The organism is Flavobacterium resistens (genome assembly GCF_900182645.1).
Taxonomy (GTDB): Bacteria; Bacteroidota; Bacteroidia; order Flavobacteriales; family Flavobacteriaceae; genus Flavobacterium; species Flavobacterium resistens.
Genome location: NZ_FXTA01000002.1, coordinates 296,554 through 317,808, shown reverse-complemented (window position 1 = coordinate 317,808; position 21,255 = coordinate 296,554). Strand labels below are relative to the sequence as shown.

Sequence of the window (21,255 nt, the reverse complement as noted above, 5' to 3'; positions counted from 1 at the left end):
AACCAGAAAGGTGTTTTTAAATTCTATAAATCATGATAACACTAGCCAGCCTTATCGTTTTTTTAGCTTTTTACACACTTTATTACACTTCAAAAAGAGCTGTTTTATCGTATGATTTTGGGTTTGAAAAATGGATGCAACAAAATCCGAAACAAACTAAAATCACTGGTTTATTTTTATTGGCGACTGCATACGCAATGTGGCTTTTTACAAAGTCATTGTGTTGTGGCACGTTGATGTTTTTTATTCAGTTAATGACTGTTGGAAGCTTAATCATTATTCTGACTCCATTAAAAAAAGTAAACAGTAAAGCGCTTTTAGCAATCTTGCTGTTTGTTGCGTTTTTGGAATCTTATTACAACTAAACCTTAATTACATGCCAGCAAATCCAAAATATCTAACTCCAGCTTTTTTGCCTCGTTTTCTCAAAATTACAGCGGCGATTTTAGGAGGTTACTTTGTATCTGTCACTTTTCATCTGGCTTTAGCTACTTGGTTCAATCGTGCAGATGTATTGATTACAATGGCTTTCAGCGGATTCATTCTTTGGGTAGCATTAATGGTAATTGCTTTTTTAGCCAAAAGTGGCTGGAAAATCTGGCTCATTTACATTCTTTTAAGTCTTCTTTTTTGTCTTTTTATCTACCTGGGTCAAACCTATAATCAAACGGCGCATTAATCTATGAACAACCGTCATTATAATATCTATTTTCATACACATACTGTCAGCGGAATTGTAATCAGCGTAGTGCTATTTGTGATTTTCTTCGCTGGATCTTTTTCTTTTTTTAGAGATGAAATTGTCAATTGGGAAAGAAGTGAATCTACAGCACAAACAAAAGAAATTCAGTTAGACTACAACAACGCCCTGCAGCATCTTGACAAAAAATATGTTTTGCACGCAAGAAATATTACTATTTCTAAACCTTCAATAGAAAATCGAGTTGCTGTTTCACTTGAAGGAACAAAAGACTCATTGGCTCCAAAAAAACAACGTCTTGGAGATTTCTTTTATCTGGACAACAAAAGTTATAAATCCTATACTTACGAAGAAGCTTATTCTTTGGGAGAATTATTATATCGTCTACATTTTTTGGCTCAAATCCCTTATCCGGCCGGATATTACCTTTCTGGATTTACGGCTTTATTTTTCCTATTCGCAATTATAACAGGAGTTTTATTGCATTGGAAAAAAATTGTATCGAATTTTTATATTTTCCGTCCAAAAGAAAAATTAAAAACACTTTGGACAGATGCGCATACAGCTTTAGGAATGATTGGTCTGCCTTTTCAGTTTGTTTATGCTGTAACGGGAGCATTTTTCATGATTAAACTCTTAATTGTTGCGCCAGCTGTAAAGGTTTTATATAATGGCGATCAAAATAAATTGTATAAAGAACTGGAGTATACAGACGCTGATTATAAGTTTGAAAAAAAGAAATTAGCAAATCCGTTTAACATAAATCAGCTGGTAGCAAAAGCAAAAAGCAATTGGTCTGATTTTGAAGTTACACGCGTATATATCCAAAATTATGGCGATGTTAATATGCATGTTTTGGTTGAAGGTGAAATGCTGAATCACAAAAAATTTACAGGAATAGGAAAAATTGATTATCGTGTTTCTGACGGAAAAATAATTGCTAAAAAAGATCCTATAGCACAAACAAGTTATCTTGACGTAGTGAAAAATGTTTTGTACCGAATTCACTTTGGCGATTATGGCGGTTATGCATTAAAAATTATCAGCTTTATTTTAGGAATTATAACTTGCTTCGTAATTATTTCGGGAGTGATGATTTGGTTGGTTGCAAGACAAAAAAATAATCTTCCAGAAAAGAAAAGACGTTTCAACGCCGCAGTTGTTCGAATTTATCTGGCAATTTGTTTGAGTATGTATCCTATTACGGCTTTGGCTTTTATTGGAAGCAAAATCTTTTATCCATTAAGCCAATCTAATTTATTTACACTTTATTTTGGCGGATGGTTATTGCTTTCCATCTTTTTTATCATCAAAAAGAACGATTCTTTTACCAATAAATTCTGCCTGATTTCCGGAAGCATTTTAGGATTCTTAATTCCAATTACTAACGGAATTGTTTCTGGAGATTGGTTTTGGACTTCATTCATGCGTAACAAAGTTCAGATTTTCTTTATCGATGTTTTCTGGATTTTCCTGGCTTCAATTTCATTATATGTAGCTTACCATTTAAAGCCTAAAAAAGTTGTTTCATAAAAATTAGCTTAAATAATTTGTCCTCTATTGATTTTGGGTATAATTTTACGCTTTTAATCAAAAAATGGGATTTAAAACGAAAATACGTTTTCTGCATAAATGGCTCGGATTAATTTCCGGGCTTATTGTTTTTATAGTTTGCATTACAGGCTGTATTTTCTGTTTTCATGATGAAATAAAAGATATTACTCGTAAAGAATGGCGTTTGGTTGAACCGCAAAACAAACCTTTCCTTCCACCTTCTGTTTTAAAAGAAAAAGCAAACGAAATTGTTCCTAAGAATAAAACAAGCATGGTTGCCTATTACGGAAAAAACCGTTCGGCTATTGTTTACACGTATTCAGATACAGAGAACTTATATCTTTATTTTAATCCGTATACAGGTCGATATTTAAAAACCGAAAATCCTGAAACTGACTTTTTCATTATTGTCGAATACATTCATTTGTATTTGCTTTTGCCCGATTATATAGGAAAACATATTATTGGAGGCGCAACAATCATTTTTATTTTATTATTAATTTCTGGAATTATTCAATGGTGGCCAAAACGAAGAAGTGACATTAAAAGAAGTTTTACCATTAAATGGAATGCCAAATGGCGTCGTGTCAATTATGACTGGCACAATACTTCTGGGTTTTATATTTCGCTGATTGTACTTATTCTCGCTATTACTGGTTTAACTTTTACCTACGAATGGGTAGGCGATGGCATTTACAAAACATTCAATTTTGGCGGAGACAAGGCAGTTGAAACAAAATTACCAGTAATTGATACCACAAAATTCAAAACCGCTTCAGTTACTGCAATTGATAAAGCTTTCATTCAAACGATGAAACTTCAGCCAAAAGCCGAAATGTTTTTTGTTATGGTCCCACAGCAAAAAACTGATATTGTGAGTACAGGTGCTTATCCGCATACGTTACGATATGATCAGCAAAGCAATTATTACTTTCATCCTTCTGACGGAAAATTAATTCAGAATCAGCCTTTTGATAAAAAAACTTTAGGACTTCAGATAGTCGAAATGAATTATGGCATTCACACAGGACAAGTTTTAGATCTACCCGGAAAAATAATAGCTTTTACAGTCAGTTTACTTGCATCGGCATTGCCTGTAACCGGTTTTGTAATTTGGTTTGGACGCCGCAAAAAATCTAAAAAAAGAGCATAAAAAAACCGTCTCGTTTTTTAACAAGACGGTTTTTTTATAATTTGTCGAAATCAATTAATTTCTGTTTGCTAAAGCATTTTTCTGTAAATTTTTCACTGAGCTAACTTTACTGTCAACATAAGCTACTTCTTTTAGACTGTCTTCATTAAAGAAAATCCATTTTCCAGTTTTTACTCCGTTTGTGTATTCTCCAACGGCTTTTTTATTTCCTTTTTCGTCATAAGATACCCAAACACCATCCAACTTACCATCCTTAAAAAAACCTTCTTGTTGTACTTTACCATTTTCATAGTAATAAGTAGCTTTTACTGTATTTCCAACGGCTTCTAATTCAGGTTTAGTTTCCTGCGCAATTAACATTCCAGAGAACAACAACGCAGCTAAAATTACACTCTTTTTCATATCTGTAGGTATTTAATGTTAAGAAATCTTTATCAAATATAATCAAATGTTTACATTAAAAAAACTTTTGCTTAACAATTTGGTAACATTGAATGAAAACTTAACATTGGAAATTTCCATAAAACAATAAAACCAGCGCTTAGGCACTGGTTTTATTGGTAATTTATGAAAATCAAAATGTTACGATAACGTTATCGATTTCGTAAATAAATTAGTTCAATAATGAATCTAACTGTGTTTGAAGCGTTTGATCAGATGGTCTTGTAGCATTTGAATTGACAACTTTACCTTGTGGATCAATTAAAATAAATCGTGGAATTGAAACTACATTGTAACTTGTTGCAAAATCAGATTTCCATTCATTATCAGCCATAAGCTGGATTCCTCCAAGCTTTTTATCGGTTACGAATTTTTGCCATTTATCATGATCTTTTGGCGCATCTATTGAAATACTAACAAACTCAATATTTTTGCCATGATATTTTTCTTCGACTTTTTGAAGAAAAGGAATTTCAGCTCGGCAAGGACCACACCAAGTTGCCCACATATCAATATAAACATATTTACCTTTTAAATCTGAAAGCTTGGTTTTTCCTCCTTTATGATTTTCAAATTCGAAATCTGGTGACGTTGTATTATTCAATTTTGCCATTTTCAACATTTGATCACGATGTTCTGTAATTTCAGCAATTGCTTGCTGCCCATTTTCAGTTTCAATCTTCACAAAATCAGGATCTAATTTCTTATTGCTTAATCGAGCTGCATCAGCTGCTTTTTTGTCATCAACTAATTTATTAAAAGCGGCGTCATCTAAATTTGCAACATTCTTATCATAAAGCTTTTCATCAGCCAGAATACGCTGTGCCAAAATATTGTTTTCTAAACTTCCTTTACCTTTATAAACAATCGTTTCATCAAATTGCTTAGCATCCATTTTAAGCTTTATATCATAACCATTTTTCAGAAACAATTCAGTTGATTCAACACCGTCATACATTTGGCCTCTTCCTCCATTCAATACTAAAGTATCTTTAAAAATGCCTTTTGCATTAACATTAATCTTTTTGACAATCTTTCCGTCATTAAAAATGGTAATAACGTCGCTATTTCTATTAGCAATATTTGCCTCAAAAGTGACATATTTTTTAGACTGTCCAACGGCATTAAAGGTGCTCAAAAGGATTATTCCAGCAATAAAAAGTTGTTTCATAGTTTATTAAGGTTTGTTTTTAGTATCTCAAATCTAAAGAAATAAGTACTTCAAAATTTCAGAATTAACAAAATATTTAAAAATTAATATGCATCAGCTTATCACTTTGCTATTTTAATTTGAATTTTGTGTTTACTTTTGCAGTCTAAAATTGAGATCATGTATAGAAGTCATAATTGCGGCGAATTAAACGCTTCAAATATTAATACCGAAGTTACGCTTGCGGGCTGGGTTCAAAAATCACGCGATAAAGGATTTATGAATTGGGTCGATCTACGCGACCGTTATGGAATTACACAACTTATTTTCGACGAAAGTCGTACCGATAAAACCGTTTTTGAATTGGCCAAAACTCTTGGTCGTGAATTTGTAATTCAGGTAAAAGGAACTGTTATTGAGCGTGAAGCCAAAAACAAAAACATTCCGACTGGTGAAATTGAAATTTTAGTTTCTGAATTAACTATTCTAAATTCAGCTTTAACTCCTCCATTTACAATTGAAGATGAAACGGACGGTGGAGAGGATATCAGAATGAAATACCGTTATTTGGATATCAGAAGAAATCCTGTAAAAAACAGTTTATTATTTCGTCATAAAGTAGCAATGGAAGTTCGTAAATATCTATCTGATTTAGATTTCTGCGAAGTTGAAACGCCTTACTTAATCAAATCGACTCCGGAAGGAGCAAGAGATTTCGTTGTACCAAGCCGAATGAACGAAGGACAGTTTTATGCATTGCCACAATCTCCACAAACTTTCAAACAACTTTTGATGGTGGGTGGAATGGATAAATATTTCCAAATCGTGAAATGTTTCCGTGACGAAGATTTACGTGCAGACCGTCAGCCAGAATTTACTCAGATTGACTGCGAAATGGCATTTGTAGAACAAGAAGACATTTTGAATGTTTTTGAAGGTTTGACAAGACATTTATTAAAAGAAATTAAAGGCATTGAAGTAGAGAAATTCCCAAGAATTACCTACGATTATGCTATGAAAACATACGGAAATGACAAACCGGACATTCGTTTCGGGATGAAATTTGGTGAGTTAAACGAATTTGCACAGCACAAAGAATTCCCAGTTTTCAATTCGGCAGAATTAGTTGTCGGAATTGCAGTTCCGGGAGCAGGAAATTACACTCGTAAAGAAATCGACGGATTAATTGACTGGGTAAAACGTCCTCAAGTTGGAGCATCTGGAATGGTTTATGTAAAATGCAACGAAGACGGAACATATAAATCATCTGTAGATAAATTCTACGACAATGATGATTTAGCAAATTGGGCAAAAGCTACGGAAGCAAATCCTGGAGATATGATTTTTGTACTTTCTGGTCCGGCTAACAAAACTCGTGCGCAACTTTCTGCACTTCGTATGGAATTAGCAACTCGTTTAGGATTACGTAATCCTGAAGAATTTGCGCCATTATGGGTTGTAGATTTCCCATTATTGGAACTTGACGAAGAAAGCGGTCGTTACCATGCAATGCACCACCCATTTACTTCTCCAAAACCAGAAGATATGGCTTTGTTAGAAACAGAACCAGGAAAAGTTCGTGCAAATGCTTACGATATGGTTTTAAACGGAAACGAAATTGGCGGAGGATCAATTCGTATTCATGATAAAGCAACACAGCAATTAATGTTCAAATATTTAGGATTCACCGAAGAAGAAGCAAAAGCGCAATTCGGATTCTTAATGGATGCTTTCCAGTTTGGAGCACCACCACACGGAGGTTTAGCTTTTGGATTGGATAGATTGGTTGCAATTTTAGGAGGTCAGGAAACTATTAGAGATTTCATTGCTTTCCCAAAAAACAATTCTGGACGTGACGTAATGATCGATGCTCCAGCAGCAATTGATGATACGCAATTAAAAGAATTGCACATTAAAATTGATGCTATTTAAATCTTAAAAAAATTAAATCATACTAAAAAAGCAGTTGAAAATTTCAGCTGCTTTTTTTATTTCTAAATCTTTAAGAATAATTGCAAATTTTACACTTATCAAGATAAAAAATTCCTACAATTCGGTTTTTCGTATATTCCTACAATTAACAATTCTCAAATAAGGGTATTTCATATAAAAATAGATGCAATAAACCACGTAAAAACACTGTAAATCAATAATTTTTACAAAAAATTAACACGTACATGTCTTTTGTATTAGTTAATATGTTACATTTGCTTTATTATAAATTATTATTACAATTACAATGCGTACAGGTACAGTAAAATTTTTCAATGAATCTAAAGGTTATGGATTCATTACAGACGAAGAAACAGGAAAGGACATCTTCGTTCACGCTTCAGGAATTAACGCGGAAGAATTACGCGAAGGTGACCGTGTAAGCTATGAAGAAGAAGAAGGAAGAAAAGGGAAAGTTGCTGCTAAAGTAGCAGTAATCTAAGAAAAATATAGCAATTTATTTTTTTTGCCTCTGAATGGTTTTAAAAACGTTTCGATTAATTTCGAAACGTTTTTTTTTGCTCATTTCTTAAAAAAATATTAAAAAAAGACCTTCTTATTTATAATCAATAAAAATTAGATATAAACCTCGTTTCGCAACATACTTATATCCCTCTTTAGTTTGTGATTTACATAGTTGAAAGTTATCTTTGTGGCTTATTCTTTAAGTAAAAACCCTAAGTTTATGCAATCTGATCAATACAGTTACATTCCAATTTTAATGCAGTTCATTCTGGCTGTTGGTTTTGTAGTAGGAACAATTATTATTTCTGGAAAATTAGGTCCAAAAAGAACCTCTGAAGTTAAAGACAAAAACTTTGAGTGTGGGATCGAATCTGTCGGAAATGCACGTATCCCTTTTTCGGTAAAATACTTTCTTGTTGCTATTTTATTTGTTTTGTTTGACGTAGAAGTAATTTTTCTTTATCCTTGGGCAGTAAACTTTAAAGATTTAGGCATCGAAGGAATGCTTAAAATGATTGTTTTCATGGCTTTGCTTTTAGTTGGTTTCTTTTACATCATCAAAAAGAAGGCTTTAGAGTGGGAATAAATTAGAGATTTTAGATTTAGACTTCTAATCTTTAAAATGATTTAGAATTAAAAATCTAATCCTCGAATAAAAAATTGATTTAAAAAATTGATTTTACTTTTCAAGATTTCAAAAATCTAAAATTTAAAATCAGAAATCTAAAATAAAAATGAGCGATTCAAAAGTAAATATGGTTGCACCGCCAGAGGGAGTTGTAGGAGAAGGATTCTTCGCTACAAAACTTAACGATGTTGTTGGTTTAGCAAGAGCTAACTCATTATGGCCGCTTCCTTTCGCGACTTCATGCTGTGGTATCGAATTCATGGCAACAATGGCTTCACATTACGATTTGGCACGATTTGGTTCTGAACGTGTGAGTTTCTCTCCTCGTCAGGCAGATATGTTATTAGTAATGGGAACTATTTCAAAGAAAATGGCTCCAATTTTAAGACAAGTTTACGAACAAATGTCTGAGCCACGCTGGGTAATTGCTGTTGGAGCCTGTGCTTCTTCTGGCGGTATTTTCGATACTTATTCAGTTTTGCAAGGAATAGATAAAGTAATCCCGGTTGACGTTTATGTTCCAGGATGCCCTCCAAGACCAGAACAAATCGTTGATGGTGTAATGAGATTACAAGATTTGGTAAAAAGCGAATCTGTTAGACGCAGAAGCTCTCCAGAATACCAAGAATTATTAGCTTCCTATAACATTTCATAAGATGGCTTTAGAAAATACCCTGATTCAAGATAAACTTATTGAAACATTTGACACGAATGTTTTCAACTTTCAACAAGAAAGAGATATTTTTTCAATAGAAACAAGTGCTGACAAAATCACAGCCTTGATTCTGTTTTTAAAAAATGATGCTGATCTGCAATTTAACTTTTTAACTGATTTATGCGGGATTCACTATCCGGATAACGAACTAGATCGTCAGTTTGCAGTAGTATACCATATGCACAATTGGATCGAAAACAAACGCATCAGAATTAAAGTTTATTTAGATGGTGAAAAGCCAGAAATTAAAACTATTTCAAATATTTTCTTAAGTTCAAACTGGATGGAAAGAGAAACTTACGATTTCTTCGGAATCAATTTTATTGGTCACCCACAATTGAAACGTATTTTAAATATGGACGAAATGGTGTCTTTCCCAATGAGAAAAGAATTCCCAATGGAAGACAGCGGAAGAACTGATAAAGACGACAGATTCTTTGGAAGAACAACAACAAATTGCTAAAAAATAAATAATTCAACATTATAAAATGTCAGAACTATTATTACCACCAGAGCATCGTTATGCTAAAATAATTAAGGAGAAACTAAACGAAGACGGAAGCGAGCTTTCAGTACTGAATTTAGGTCCAACTCACCCTGCGACTCACGGTATTTTTCAAAATATCCTATTAATGGATGGTGAAAGAATTCTAGAGGCCGAACCAACTATTGGTTACATCCACAGAGCTTTCGAAAAAATCGCCGAAAATCGTCCTTTCTATCAAATCACGCCTCTTACAGACCGTATGAACTATTGCTCCTCTCCTATTAATAATATGGGATGGTGGATGACATTAGAGAAATTACTAGGTGTTGAAGTTCCAAAAAGAGCACAATATTTAAGAGTTATTGTAATGGAGCTTGCTCGTATTACCGATCACTTAATTTGTAACTCGATTCTTGGTGTTGATACTGGTGCGTATACAGGTTTCTTATACGTTTTTCAATTTAGAGAAAAAATCTACGAAATCTACGAAGAAATTTGTGGAGCTCGTTTGACTACAAATATGGGAAGAATTGGTGGTTTTGAAAGAGACTGGTCTCCGGAAGCTTTCAGAAAACTAGATCTTTTCCTTGAAGAATTTCCAGTTGCATGGAAAGAATTCGAAAACTTATTCGAAAGAAACAGAATTTTCCTTGACAGAACTGTAAACGTAGGTGCAATCTCAGCTGAAAAAGCAATGGCTTATGGATTTACAGGTCCAAACTTAAGAGCTGCAGGAGTTGATTACGACGTTCGTGTTGCACAACCTTATTCATCTTACGAAGATTTTGATTTTATTGTTCCTGTTGGAAAATCAGGTGATACTTATGATCGTTTCTGTGTTCGTAACGCTGAAGTTTGGGAAAGTTTAAGTATTATTCGTCAGGCTTTGGATAAAATGCCAGCCGGAAACGAATATCATGCAGAGGTTCCAGATTATTACCTTCCTCCAAAAGAAGATGTTTACAATAATATGGAATCTTTAATCTATCACTTTAAAATTGTAATGGGAGAAGTTCCTGTTCCGGTTGCCGAAATTTACCACCCTGTTGAAGGAGGAAATGGAGAGATAGGTTTTTATTTAGTTACAGACGGAAGTAGAACTCCATATAGATTACATTTCAGAAGACCTTGCTTTATTTATTACCAAGCATATCCAGAAATGATTAAAGGATCGTTGCTTTCTGATGCAATTGTTATTTTATCAAGTTTAAATGTAATTGCAGGAGAATTAGACGCCTAAAAAATTTTAGATTGAAGATTTTAGATTTTAGATTGCCGAATGGCATATCTAAATTTAGATTGAAAATCTAGACTTATATAGAATTGAAGAATTCAGATTGAAAAATCTAAAACTAAAACAAAGATTGCAGAATACGGATTATGGACAAAGATTGAAAAAATCTAAAATCTAAAATCTAAAATCTAAAATAAAAATGGAACGTAAACATTACAAACAAGAAATAAATATGACTGAAGCATTGATCACTCGTATCAATGAATTGATTAGTCATTATCCTGAGGGCAAACAAAAATCGGCTTTATTGCCTGTTTTGCATGAGGTTCAGGATGCTCACAACAACTGGCTTAGTATTGAACTACAAGATAAAGTTGCTGAAATCCTTCAGATCAAACCAATTGAAGTTTATGAAGTGGTTACTTTTTATACCATGTTCAACCAAAAGCCAATTGGAAAATACATGTTTGAATTTTGCCAGACTTCTTGTTGTTGTTTAAGTGGTGCCGAAAATTTAATGGATTATACTTCTGAAAAATTAGGCATCAAAATGGGCGAAACAACTCCAGACGGAATGTTTACTATTGCTGGTGTAGAATGTTTAGGTGCTTGCGGATATGCTCCAATGATGCAGTTAGGCGATTTCTACAAAGAGAAATTGACAGAAGAAAAAATCGATCAGTTAATCGCTGATTGTAAAGATGATAAAATAATATTACACGATAAATAAGATGTCACAAAAAATATTATTAGATAAAATCAATATTCCTGGAATTAAAACCTACGAAGTCTATCGTCAAAATGGCGGTTATGCTTCTGTAGAAAAAGCTTTAAAAACACTTACGCCGGATGAAGTTACTGAAGAAGTAAAAAAATCAGGTCTTCGTGGTCGTGGTGGCGCGGGTTTCCCTGCCGGAATGAAATGGAGCTTTATTGATAAAAAATCAGGAAAACCAAGACATTTAGTTTGTAATGCCGATGAATCTGAACCGGGAACTTTCAAAGATCGTTATTTGATGGAATATATTCCTCACTTATTGATCGAGGGAATGATTACATCTAGTTACGCTTTAGGAGCAAACCTTTCATATATCTACATTCGTGGAGAATATATGTGGGTTTTCAAAATTTTAGAAAGAGCAATCGCCGAGGCTAAAGCTGCAGGTTGGTTGGGAAAAAATATATTAGGTTCAGGTTACGATCTTGAACTTCACGTTCACTGTGGAGCTGGAGCTTATATCTGTGGAGAAGAAACAGCATTGATTGAATCATTGGAAGGTAAGAGAGGAAATCCTCGTATTAAACCACCTTTCCCAGCGGTTTCAGGGCTTTGGGCAAATCCAACAGTGGTAAACAATGTTGAAACTATTGCAACTGTGCCATGGATTGTAAACAATTCTGGTGATGATTATGCTAAAATTGGTGTTGGCCGTTCTACTGGAACTAAATTAATTTCTGCTTCAGGGAACATTAAAAATCCTGGTGTTTATGAAATTGAATTAGGCTTAAGCGTAGACGAGTTCATGAATTCTGACGAGTATTTAGGAGGAATGTCTTCAAGCCGTCCATTAAAAGCATTTGTGCCTGGAGGTTCTTCTGTGCCAATTTTACCGGCTGAATTGATTTTCAAAACAGCAAACGGAGAAGATCGTTTAATGACTTACGAATCTTTAAGTGATGGTGGTTTTGCTACCGGATCAATGTTAGGTTCTGGAGGATTTATCGTTTATGATGACACAGCTTGTATCGTTAGAAACACTTGGAACTTTGCCCGTTTCTATCACCACGAATCTTGTGGGCAATGTACACCTTGCCGTGAAGGAACAGGATGGTTAGAAAAAATCTTATGGAGAATCGAAAACGGTCAAGGTCGTGAAGAAGATATCGAATTGCTTTGGAGTATTCAGAGTAAAATTGAAGGAAACACAATTTGTCCGCTTGGTGACGCCGCTTCTTGGCCAGTAGCAGCAGCGATTCGTCACTTTAGAGATGAATTTGAATATCACGTTCGTTTTCCAGAAAAAATTAAAAATAGAGATCACTTTGTTGCTGAACCTTTTTCACAAGTAAAACATTTAGTAGGCGGTAAAGTAATCGTATAAAAATAAAAAGCAGAAAGTTATAAAGTTCATAATGTTAAAAAGGACAGCAATTCTTTTCAATATTCCGACTTTCAACAAAAAAGTTTAAAATAGTTTAAAGTTTCAAGTTTTTTTAGTTTCAAGTGTAAACGTGAAACCTGAAACCTGAAACTAAAAAAACAAAATAAAGACATGAAAGTAACCATAGACGGTCAAAGTATAGACGTAGAGCCAGGAACAACGATCCTGCAGGCTGCACGTATGATTGGTGGAGATTTGGTTCCGCCAGCCATGTGCTATTACTCAAAATTAAAAGGCAGCGGCGGAAAATGTCGTTGTTGTTTAGTTGAAGTTTCTAAAGGTAGTGAAGCTGATCCAAGACCAATGCCAAAATTAATGGCATCTTGTGTAACAGGATGTATGGACGGGATGGAAGTAAACAGTAAATCTTCTGCCAGAGTAACGGAAGCCCGTAAATCTGTAACAGAATTTTTATTGATCAACCACCCATTAGACTGCCCTATTTGTGATCAGGCTGGTGAATGTGATCTTCAAAATTTAAGTTTTGAGCACGGAAACCCAAAATCACGTTTTATTGAAGAAAAAAGAACATTTGAACCAGAAGATATTGGTCCGAATATTCAACTACATATGAACCGTTGTATTTTATGCCAAAGATGTGTACAAGTTGCAGATCAATTGACAGACAACAGAGTTCACGGAGTATTAGATCGTGGTGACCACGCTAATATTTCAACTGGAATTTCTAAAGCAATCGACAACGAGTTTTCTGGAAACATGATTGACGTTTGTCCGGTTGGAGCTTTAACAGACAAAACTTTCCGTTTTAAATCAAGAGTTTGGTTTAATAAACCTTATAACGCACACAGAGAATGTACTACTCCAGGATGTTGTGGAAAAACAACAGTTTGGATGTTTGGTGGAGAAATTCAACGTGTAACTGGTCGTAAAGACGAGTACCATGAAGTTGAAGAATTCATTTGTAACTCTTGTCGTTTTGATCACAAAGATGTAAATGACTGGGTTATTGAAGGACCAAGAGAATTTGAAAAAGATTCTGTTATCAACCAAAACAACTACACTCAAAAATTAGAGAAAGTACAAATCGATACTGAAAAGAATATTCTTATGGGTAGAGATATTGACCGTAAAAAAATTAGTATGGCTGAAATTCCATTAAACACTAACAACAAAATTTCTTAATGATGGTAGATGGTGCGTTTATTATAGAAAAAAGTGTTGTAATTGTTGTAGTTTTTGCTGTAACAATGATTATGGCGATGTATTCTACATGGGCTGAGCGTAAAGTTGCAGCTTTCCTTCAGGATCGTGTTGGACCAAACCGTGCTGGATGGGGAGGTTTATTACAACCTCTTGCTGATGGTATGAAATTATTCTCTAAAGAAGAATTTTTCCCAAATACTCCTAACAGATTTTTATTTGTTGTAGGTCCCGCAATTGCTATGAGTACTGCTTTAATGACAAGTGCTGTAATTCCGTGGGGAGATCATTTAGTGATCTTTGGAAGAGAAGTTATTCTTCAGGCAACCGATGTAAATATTGCTTTATTATACATTTTTGGAGTTCTTTCTGTTGGAGTTTACGGTATCATGATTGGTGGATGGGCTTCTAACAATAAATTCTCATTAATGGGAGCTGTTCGTGCAGCCTCTCAAATGGTTTCTTATGAAGTTGCAATGGGATTATCAATGATTGCATTATTGATGATGACCGGAACAATGAGTTTAAGAGAAATGTCATTACAGCAACAAGGAATGAACTGGAATGTTTTCTACCAGCCTTTATCATTTTTAATTTTCCTTATTTGTTCATTTGCTGAAACTAACAGAACGCCTTTTGACTTAGCAGAATGCGAAAGCGAATTAATTGGAGGTTATCATACAGAGTATTCTTCTATGAAAATGGGATTCTATTTATTTGCTGAATATGCAAGTATGTTTACTTCTGCTACTATTATTTCTGTATTATTCTTTGGTGGTTACAACTATCCTGGAATGCAATGGATGGTAGAAAATGTTGGTGTAAATACGGCTAACTTATTAGGAATTGCGGTATTATTTGTAAAAATATGTTTCTTCATATTCTTTTACATGTGGGTACGTTGGACAATTCCAAGATTTAGATATGACCAATTAATGAACTTAGGTTGGAGAATTTTGATTCCGCTTTCGATTATTAATATTATGATTACGGGTGCTGTTATTTTAAGACACGATATCGCAGCAGCTTTAGGGTTCTAAAAACCATAATTACCTTCAAATAAAAAACAAAATAGATTTGAGTTTGAATGATCAAATTTTGAATCATAAATTATAATAGTAAAAATGTCAATAGAAACTATATCATTATCGGGTAGAAAAAAAGTGGTGTCAAATAAGGACATGACTTTTTTGGAACGATTGTATCTTGTGGCGATTGTAAAAGGTTTGGCTATTACGCTTAAGCACCTTTTTAGAAAAAAAGTTACGATTCATTATCCTGAGCAGGTTCGTACAATGAGTCCTGTTTATCGTGGTCAACACATGTTGAAACGCGATGAGCAAGGTCGTGAGAACTGCACTGCTTGTGGATTATGCGCATTATCTTGTCCTGCTGAAGCAATTACAATGAAAGCTGCAGAACGTAAAGCGGATGAAAAACATTTATACAGAGAAGAAAAATATGCTGAGATCTATGAAATCAACATGCTTCGTTGTATTTTCTGTGGTTTATGTGAAGAAGCTTGCCCGAAAGATGCAATTTACTTGACAGAATCTAAAGTATTAGTTCCTGCCAGTTATGAAAGAGAAGATTTCATTTTTGGTAAAGACAAATTAGTGATGCCTTTAGAAATGGCTATCAAAAATTCACAACTTAACAACGCTAACTAATGATACACATTCCTGATCTTGCAAACGCAACTCCTGTGGGAGTGATATTTTGTATCTTAGCGTTTATCACAGTAATCACTGCTTTCTTGACTATTTTTAGCAGAAACCCAATTCACTCAGCTATTTACTTAGTGATTTGTTTCTTCTCTATCGCTGGTCATTATTTATTATTAAACTCTCAATTCTTAGCAATTGTTCACATAATAGTTTACGCCGGAGCCATTATGATTTTGTTCCTGTTTACGATTATGTTGATGAACTTAAACGAACAAAAAGATGTACACCGACCAAGAATTACACGCTTGGGCGCCATTGTTTCTTTTTGTTTGATTGTTATAGTTTTGATTACAATTTTCATCAACTCTAAGCCAATTGTGGGTGAATACGATTCAACTGGTGAAGATTTCCAATCGATTAAAGTTTTGGGTAAAATATTATTGAACGAATATATGGTACCATTTGAATTTGCTTCAATTTTACTTTTAGTTGCGATGATTGGAACTGTATTATTGTCTAAAAAAGAAAAATTAAATAAATAATGGGTAATATATTAAATCAAATAGGTATTGAAAATTACATCTTTTTAAGTGTTGTACTTTTTTGTATTGGTGTTTTTGGTGTGTTATACAGACGAAATTCTATTATCGTTTTTATGTCGATCGAAATCATGTTGAATGCTGTAAACCTTTTATTTGTGGCTTTTTCAACATATCATCAGGATGCACAGGGGCAAGTATTTGTTTTCTTTTCGATGGCCGTTGCTGCAGCCGAAGTCGCAGTTGGGTTAGCTATTCTGGTTTCTATTTTCAGAAACATTGGCTCAATTAGTATCGATAACTTAAAAAATTTAAAAGGATAAAAAGAAATGGATATTAATTTAGCTTTACTTTTAGTATTAACTCCTTTTTTAGGATTTCTAATCAATGTTTTCTTTGGAAAAAGCTTAGGAAAAACAGTTTCTGGAGCAATCGGAACTGTTGCCGTTGCGATTTCTTTCATCGTTACTCTTATACTTTTTAATCAAATTACTTCGACTGGAAAAGCAATTGAAGTTACTTTATTTGATTGGATTCAAATTAGCAACTTAAAAATCAATCTTGGATTTTTATTAGATCAATTATCTGTTCTTTGGCTGCTTTTCGTAACCGGAATTGGATCTTTGATTCATTTATACTCTATCAGTTACATGCATGATGATGAGAATATGCACAAGTTTTTTGCGTATTTAAATCTATTCGTATTCTTTATGATTACGCTTGTAATTGGAAGCAACTTATTAGTTCTTTTCATCGGATGGGAAGGTGTTGGACTTTGTTCTTACCTATTAATTGGATTCTGGCATAAAAACCAGGATTACAACGATGCTGCGAAAAAAGCTTTTATCATGAACAGAATTGGAGATTTAGGTCTTTTAATCGGAATGTTCATCATTGGTTCAATGTTCTCAACATTAGATTATGCAACTTTAAAAACTGCAATTGCTGGAGCTTCAAACTTAGATTCATCAATGCTTTCTTTAGCGGCTTTATGTTTGTTTATTGGAGCTTGTGGTAAATCTGCTCAAATTCCGTTATACACTTGGTTACCTGATGCGATGGCCGGGCCAACTCCAGTTTCTGCATTGATTCACGCAGCTACGATGGTTACGGCTGGTATCTTTATGGTTACAAGATTAAACTTTGTTTTTGATTTAGCTGTTGATGTACAAACTGTCATTGCAATTATTGGAGCAATAACTTCATTAGTTGCTGCTACGATTGGATTAGTACAAAACGATATTAAAAAAGTATTGGCTTACTCTACAGTTTCACAATTAGGTTTAATGTTTTTAGCATTAGGATTTGGAGCTTATGAAGTAGCTGTTTTCCACGTAATCACACACGCTTTCTTTAAAGCTTGTTTATTCTTAGGATCTGGATCTGTTATTCACGGATTACATGGTGAGCAGGATATGCGTAAAATGGGCGGATTGCGTAAAGCAATGCCAATCACATTCTGGACTATGTTAATTTCTTCATTGGCGATTTCAGGAGTTCCATTTTTCTCAGGTTTCTTCTCAAAAGATGAAATTTTAATGACTGCATTCCACCACAGTATTCCATTATATGTTGTTGGATCTATTGCTTCAATCATGACGGCTTTCTATATGTTTAGATTAATGTTCCTGACTTTCTTCAAAGAATTTAGAGGAACTGAAGAGCAAAAACATCATTTACACGAGAGCGGTGCTTTAATTACTATTCCACTTATTATCTTGGCTATATTGGCAACTTTTGGTGGATTGATTAGTTTACCTGGAAACAGCTGGTTAAATGAATATCTTGCTCCTCTTTTCACAAAAGCAGCTGGCGAAGAACATCATTTAGGAACAACAGAATATACTTTAATGGGTGTTGCTGTTTTAGGTGGATTATTAGGAATCTTAATTGCTTACATTAAATATTTCAAACAAGATAATGTTCCTGAATCAGATGATAATATTGTAGGTTTGAACAAGCTTTTATATGATAAATATTATGTAGATGAAATTTATGATTTCGTATTTGTTCGTCCTGTAAACTTTTTATCAAAATTCTTTAGAGACAAAGTTGAAACTGGCTTATCAGCACTTGTTTTTGGATTAGGGAAAGCAGCAAATGAATTATCATTTCAAGGAAAAAAATTACAAACAGGAAGTATCGGATTATATCTATTTGCTTTCGTGTTAGGTCTTTGTGCCATTGTATCTTATATATTTTTAGCTCAATAATTTTATAACTATGAACGTTTCTCTTATATTAATTATTCTTTTAGTTGGTGCATTTGTCACTTATTTTGTTGGTGACAAACTCGCTTCAAAAGTAGCTTTGTTCTTTAGTTTAGCAGCTTTGGGCTGTTCGGTTGTATTGTTGAATCATTTTTCAGCTGGTGAAAATATCAGCTTAATTAATGCCTGGATTACACAGCCTAAAATTTCATTTGCTTTAAATGCTGACGGATTAGCACTTGCAATGCTTTTATTGACTACAGCTTTGACTCCAATTATTATATTCTCTTCTTTTGGAAACGAATATAAAAATGCTAAAGGTTTTTACGCATTAATCTTATTTATGGCATTTGCAATGACAGGAACATTCCTTGCTGCAGATGGCCTTTTATATTATATTTTCTGGGAATTAGCGCTTATTCCAATCTACTTTATTGCTTTGATTTGGGGTAACGGAGATGCTGAAGAGAGAAGAAAAGCAGTGGTTAAATTCTTTATTTACACACTTGCAGGATCTTTATTCATGCTAACTGCTTTTATCTATTTATACACAAAAGCACACAGTTTCTTAATCGAAGATTTATACAAATTAGATCTGTCTGCTGATGAACAGCTTTGGATATTCCTGGCTTTCTTCTTGGCTTATGCAATTAAAATTCCAATTATTCCTTTTCATACATGGCAAGCAAATGTTTACCAAAAAGCACCAACTGTTGGAACAATGCTTTTATCTGGTATCATGTTAAAAATGGGATTGTACAGTGTTATTCGTTGGCAACTACCAATTGCGCCTCTTGCTGCAAAAGAATACATGAATATTTTTATTGCTTTAGGAATTGCCGGAGTTATCTACGGGTCAATCGTAGCTTTAAGACAAAAAGATTTAAAGAAACTATTAGCCTATTCTTCTCTTGCTCACGTTGGATTAATTGCTGCAGGAACTTATACTTTAACAGTTGACGGTTTCCGTGGAGCAGTTTTACAAATGATCGCTCACGGTTTTGTTGTAGTTGGATTATTTTATGCTGCAGAAATTATCTATAGAAGATTTGAAACAAGAAATATTTCAGAATTGGGCGGAATTCGTACTCAATCTCCAAAATTCACTTCAATGTTTTTAATTTTGGTTTTAGCTTCTGTTGCTTTGCCAACTACGTTTAATTTTGTTGGAGAATTTACAGTTTTGTATAGCCTTTCTCAAATTAATATCTGGTTCGCTCTTTTAGGCGGAACAACAATTATTTTAGGAGCTTATTATATGTTGAAAATGTTTCAAAATGTAATGTTAGGCGAAACAAATTCTAAAACTTTTGCAGATGTATCTGTAAATGAAGGGATTTCTATGGTAGCAATTATTGCTGTATTGATTTTCTTCGGATTTTATCCAAAACCAATTACAGATTTGATCACACCAAGTTTAGAAACTATTTTAAACGTTATCAATAAAAATTAATATTTTAAATAAAAATAAATTAGGGCGTTTTAGATTTCCTAAATCAAAAAAACAAAAATGAATACATTAATAGCTATAACAGGATTGGGTATTTTTTGCCTATTGTTTGAAATTCTAAATTTTAGAAAAGCCATTGTTCCATTTACCATTGTTGGTTTATTAGGAGTTTTGGCACTTAACTATTATGAGTTTGGATCAACAGCAAGTTATTACAATAACATGATTGTGGTGAGTAAATTCTCGACTGCATTTTCATCATTGTTTATTATTTTGACTATTTTCCTTGTAGCATTAAGCCATAATTTCTACGAAAACCATCAGACAAAAATCTCCGATTTTATTGCAATAAAAATATTTTTATTAGCGGGTGCAGTTGCTATGGTATCTTTTGGAAATTTAGCAATGTTTTTCCTTGGAATCGAAATCTTATCAATTGCACTATACGTACTTGCAGCGAGTGATCGTTTGAACATAAAAAGTAATGAAGCTGGTATGAAATATTTCTTGATGGGATCTTTTGCATCTGGAATTATTTTATTTGGTATTTGTTTAATTTACGGAGCAATGGGAACTTTTGATGTTACTGAAATTTTCGAAAGCTCTTTATCTGCTGAATTGCCAATCTGGTTTCCAATCGGAATGATTTTAATGACTATTGGAATGTTTTTCAAAATTGCTGCAGTTCCATTCCATTTCTGGGCTCCTGATGTTTACGAAGGTTCACCAGCATTGACAACAGCATTAATGAGTACTTTAGCTAAAGTTGTGGCAGTTGCAACACTTTATAAATTAGTAGCTGGATTAAACTTAATTCCATCATTAGAAAATCAAGATCTTTTAGGAACATTTGAAAATATTGTTGTTATCATTTCTATTGCCTCAATGACAGTTGGTAATATTATGGCTCTTCGTCAGACAAATGTAAAACGTATGCTGGCATTCTCAGGGATCTCGCATGCAGGTTTTATGTTAATGACATTTTTAACTATTGCAACATCAGCCGGCGTTTTATTATATTATGCTGCGGCTTATGCATTAGCAGGAATTGCTGCATTTAGTGTGATTTTATATGTTTGCAAAAATCAGGATAATGAAGATATTACGAACTTTCATGGTTTAGGAAAAACGAATCCTTTATTGGCTGCAATCTTAACAGGTTCATTGTTATCAATGGCAGGAATTCCAATTTTTTCTGGATTTTTTGCTAAATTATTCTTGTTCAGCCAAACAATCCAATCTGGTTATATTGCTTTAGTTATTGTTGCTGTTATCAACTCTATTATTAGTGTTGGCTATTATTTCAAATTAATCTTGGCAATGTATTCAAAAGAACCTAACGAAGAACGTACAGGAAAACCATTTCTTATTTATGCAGTTGCAATTGTTTCAATTAGTTTGAACATCGTTTTAGGTTTATTCCCTTCTTTAGTTTTAGATTTATTGAGCTAAAAAAACTCACCCAAAATATTTAAAGCCCATCAAATATTCTTTTGATGGGCTTTTTATTTACGGTCTATTTTATCAAGAAAAACTCGTGTTAAAAA

The 21,255-nt window shown here is 33.6% G+C and carries 22 protein-coding genes; 20 read left to right on the top strand and 2 right to left on the bottom strand.

Annotation, left to right across the window (positions count from 1 at the left end; genetic code table 11):
* Positions 1 to 32 precede the first annotated feature (32 nt).
* From FN795_RS07480 to FN795_RS07465, 4 genes are all read left to right on the top strand, one after another.
* A complete protein-coding gene (locus FN795_RS07480) occupies positions 33 to 365 on the top strand; it encodes a hypothetical protein (protein ID WP_142450054.1) in 333 nt (110 codons plus the stop codon).
* An 11-nt stretch (positions 366 to 376) separates the two neighbouring features.
* Positions 377 to 679, top strand: a complete 303-nt coding sequence (locus FN795_RS07475) for a hypothetical protein (protein ID WP_142450053.1) — start codon at positions 377 to 379, stop codon at positions 677 to 679.
* Positions 680 to 682: 3 nt separating this feature from the next.
* The gene (locus tag FN795_RS07470) at positions 683 to 2,233 is read left to right on the top strand and encodes a PepSY-associated TM helix domain-containing protein (protein ID WP_142450052.1); all 1,551 of its coding nucleotides are present in this window, start codon (positions 683 to 685) and stop codon (positions 2,231 to 2,233) included.
* Between the two features lie 64 nt (positions 2,234 to 2,297).
* Positions 2,298 to 3,407: a PepSY-associated TM helix domain-containing protein gene (locus FN795_RS07465; protein ID WP_142450051.1), complete on the top strand. Its 1,110-nt coding sequence runs from the start codon at positions 2,298 to 2,300 to the stop codon at positions 3,405 to 3,407.
* A 54-nt stretch (positions 3,408 to 3,461) separates the two neighbouring features.
* On the opposite strand, the gene FN795_RS07460 is transcribed toward FN795_RS07465, so the two are convergent.
* Complete coding sequence (locus FN795_RS07460) at positions 3,462 to 3,809, bottom strand: toxin-antitoxin system YwqK family antitoxin (protein ID WP_035646207.1); 348 nt, start codon at positions 3,807 to 3,809, stop codon at positions 3,462 to 3,464.
* A gap of 211 nt (positions 3,810 to 4,020) precedes the next feature.
* Positions 4,021 to 5,019 (bottom strand): TlpA family protein disulfide reductase, encoded by a 999-nt coding sequence (locus FN795_RS07455; RefSeq protein WP_142450050.1) that lies wholly within the window; start codon positions 5,017 to 5,019, stop codon positions 4,021 to 4,023.
* 159 nt (positions 5,020 to 5,178) lie between these two features.
* Between FN795_RS07455 and aspS the strand changes: the two genes are divergently transcribed.
* The 16 genes from aspS (at position 5,179) to FN795_RS07375 (ending at position 21,160) form a co-directional block, all read left to right on the top strand.
* The gene (gene aspS / locus FN795_RS07450; RefSeq protein WP_142450049.1) at positions 5,179 to 6,930 is read left to right on the top strand and encodes an aspartate--tRNA ligase; all 1,752 of its coding nucleotides are present in this window, start codon (positions 5,179 to 5,181) and stop codon (positions 6,928 to 6,930) included.
* 307 nt (positions 6,931 to 7,237) lie between these two features.
* Complete coding sequence (locus tag FN795_RS07445; protein WP_007137066.1) at positions 7,238 to 7,432, top strand: cold-shock protein; 195 nt, start codon at positions 7,238 to 7,240, stop codon at positions 7,430 to 7,432.
* Between the two features lie 243 nt (positions 7,433 to 7,675).
* Positions 7,676 to 8,041 carry an NADH-quinone oxidoreductase subunit A gene (locus FN795_RS07440; RefSeq protein ID WP_035646215.1) on the top strand — a complete coding sequence of 122 codons (366 nt, stop codon included), beginning with the start codon at positions 7,676 to 7,678 and terminating at the stop codon, positions 8,039 to 8,041.
* Positions 8,042 to 8,189: 148 nt separating this feature from the next.
* On the top strand, positions 8,190 to 8,738 hold the full coding sequence (locus FN795_RS07435) for an NADH-quinone oxidoreductase subunit B (protein WP_116751528.1): 549 nt from the start codon (positions 8,190 to 8,192) through the stop codon (positions 8,736 to 8,738).
* 1 nt (position 8,739) lies between these two features.
* Entirely contained in the window at positions 8,740 to 9,261 is a 522-nt protein-coding gene (locus FN795_RS07430) for an NADH-quinone oxidoreductase subunit C (protein ID WP_142450048.1), read from the top strand.
* A gap of 25 nt (positions 9,262 to 9,286) precedes the next feature.
* Positions 9,287 to 10,525, top strand: a complete 1,239-nt coding sequence (locus tag FN795_RS07425) for an NADH-quinone oxidoreductase subunit D (RefSeq protein WP_142450047.1) — start codon at positions 9,287 to 9,289, stop codon at positions 10,523 to 10,525.
* 193 nt (positions 10,526 to 10,718) lie between these two features.
* Entirely contained in the window at positions 10,719 to 11,249 is a 531-nt protein-coding gene (locus FN795_RS07420) for a complex I 24 kDa subunit family protein (RefSeq protein WP_142450046.1), read from the top strand.
* 1 nt (position 11,250) lies between these two features.
* Complete coding sequence (nuoF, locus tag FN795_RS07415) at positions 11,251 to 12,621, top strand: NADH-quinone oxidoreductase subunit NuoF (protein ID WP_142450045.1); 1,371 nt, start codon at positions 11,251 to 11,253, stop codon at positions 12,619 to 12,621.
* A gap of 171 nt (positions 12,622 to 12,792) precedes the next feature.
* Positions 12,793 to 13,824, top strand: coding sequence for a 2Fe-2S iron-sulfur cluster-binding protein (locus FN795_RS07410; protein ID WP_035646230.1), 1,032 nt, complete (start codon positions 12,793 to 12,795; stop codon positions 13,822 to 13,824).
* On the top strand, positions 13,824 to 14,882 hold the full coding sequence (nuoH, locus tag FN795_RS07405; RefSeq protein WP_208743575.1) for an NADH-quinone oxidoreductase subunit NuoH: 1,059 nt from the start codon (positions 13,824 to 13,826) through the stop codon (positions 14,880 to 14,882). Before FN795_RS07410 ends, nuoH begins: the two co-directional genes overlap by 1 nt.
* A gap of 84 nt (positions 14,883 to 14,966) precedes the next feature.
* Entirely contained in the window at positions 14,967 to 15,512 is a 546-nt protein-coding gene (locus FN795_RS07400) for a NuoI/complex I 23 kDa subunit family protein (protein WP_035646235.1), read from the top strand.
* Positions 15,512 to 16,051, top strand: a complete 540-nt coding sequence (locus FN795_RS07395; RefSeq protein WP_035646238.1) for an NADH-quinone oxidoreductase subunit J family protein — start codon at positions 15,512 to 15,514, stop codon at positions 16,049 to 16,051. Before FN795_RS07400 ends, FN795_RS07395 begins: the two co-directional genes overlap by 1 nt.
* Entirely contained in the window at positions 16,051 to 16,371 is a 321-nt protein-coding gene (gene nuoK / locus FN795_RS07390; protein WP_012023318.1) for an NADH-quinone oxidoreductase subunit NuoK, read from the top strand. The genes FN795_RS07395 and nuoK overlap by 1 nt, the downstream gene beginning before the upstream one ends.
* A 6-nt stretch (positions 16,372 to 16,377) precedes the next feature.
* Positions 16,378 to 18,261 carry an NADH-quinone oxidoreductase subunit L gene (gene nuoL / locus FN795_RS07385; protein WP_142450044.1) on the top strand — a complete coding sequence of 628 codons (1,884 nt, stop codon included), beginning with the start codon at positions 16,378 to 16,380 and terminating at the stop codon, positions 18,259 to 18,261.
* 10 nt (positions 18,262 to 18,271) lie between these two features.
* Positions 18,272 to 19,711: a complex I subunit 4 family protein gene (locus FN795_RS07380; protein ID WP_142450043.1), complete on the top strand. Its 1,440-nt coding sequence runs from the start codon at positions 18,272 to 18,274 to the stop codon at positions 19,709 to 19,711.
* Between the two features lie 57 nt (positions 19,712 to 19,768).
* Positions 19,769 to 21,160 carry an NADH-quinone oxidoreductase subunit N gene (locus tag FN795_RS07375; RefSeq protein WP_142450042.1) on the top strand — a complete coding sequence of 464 codons (1,392 nt, stop codon included), beginning with the start codon at positions 19,769 to 19,771 and terminating at the stop codon, positions 21,158 to 21,160.
* The last annotated feature ends 95 nt before the right edge of the window (positions 21,161 to 21,255 follow it).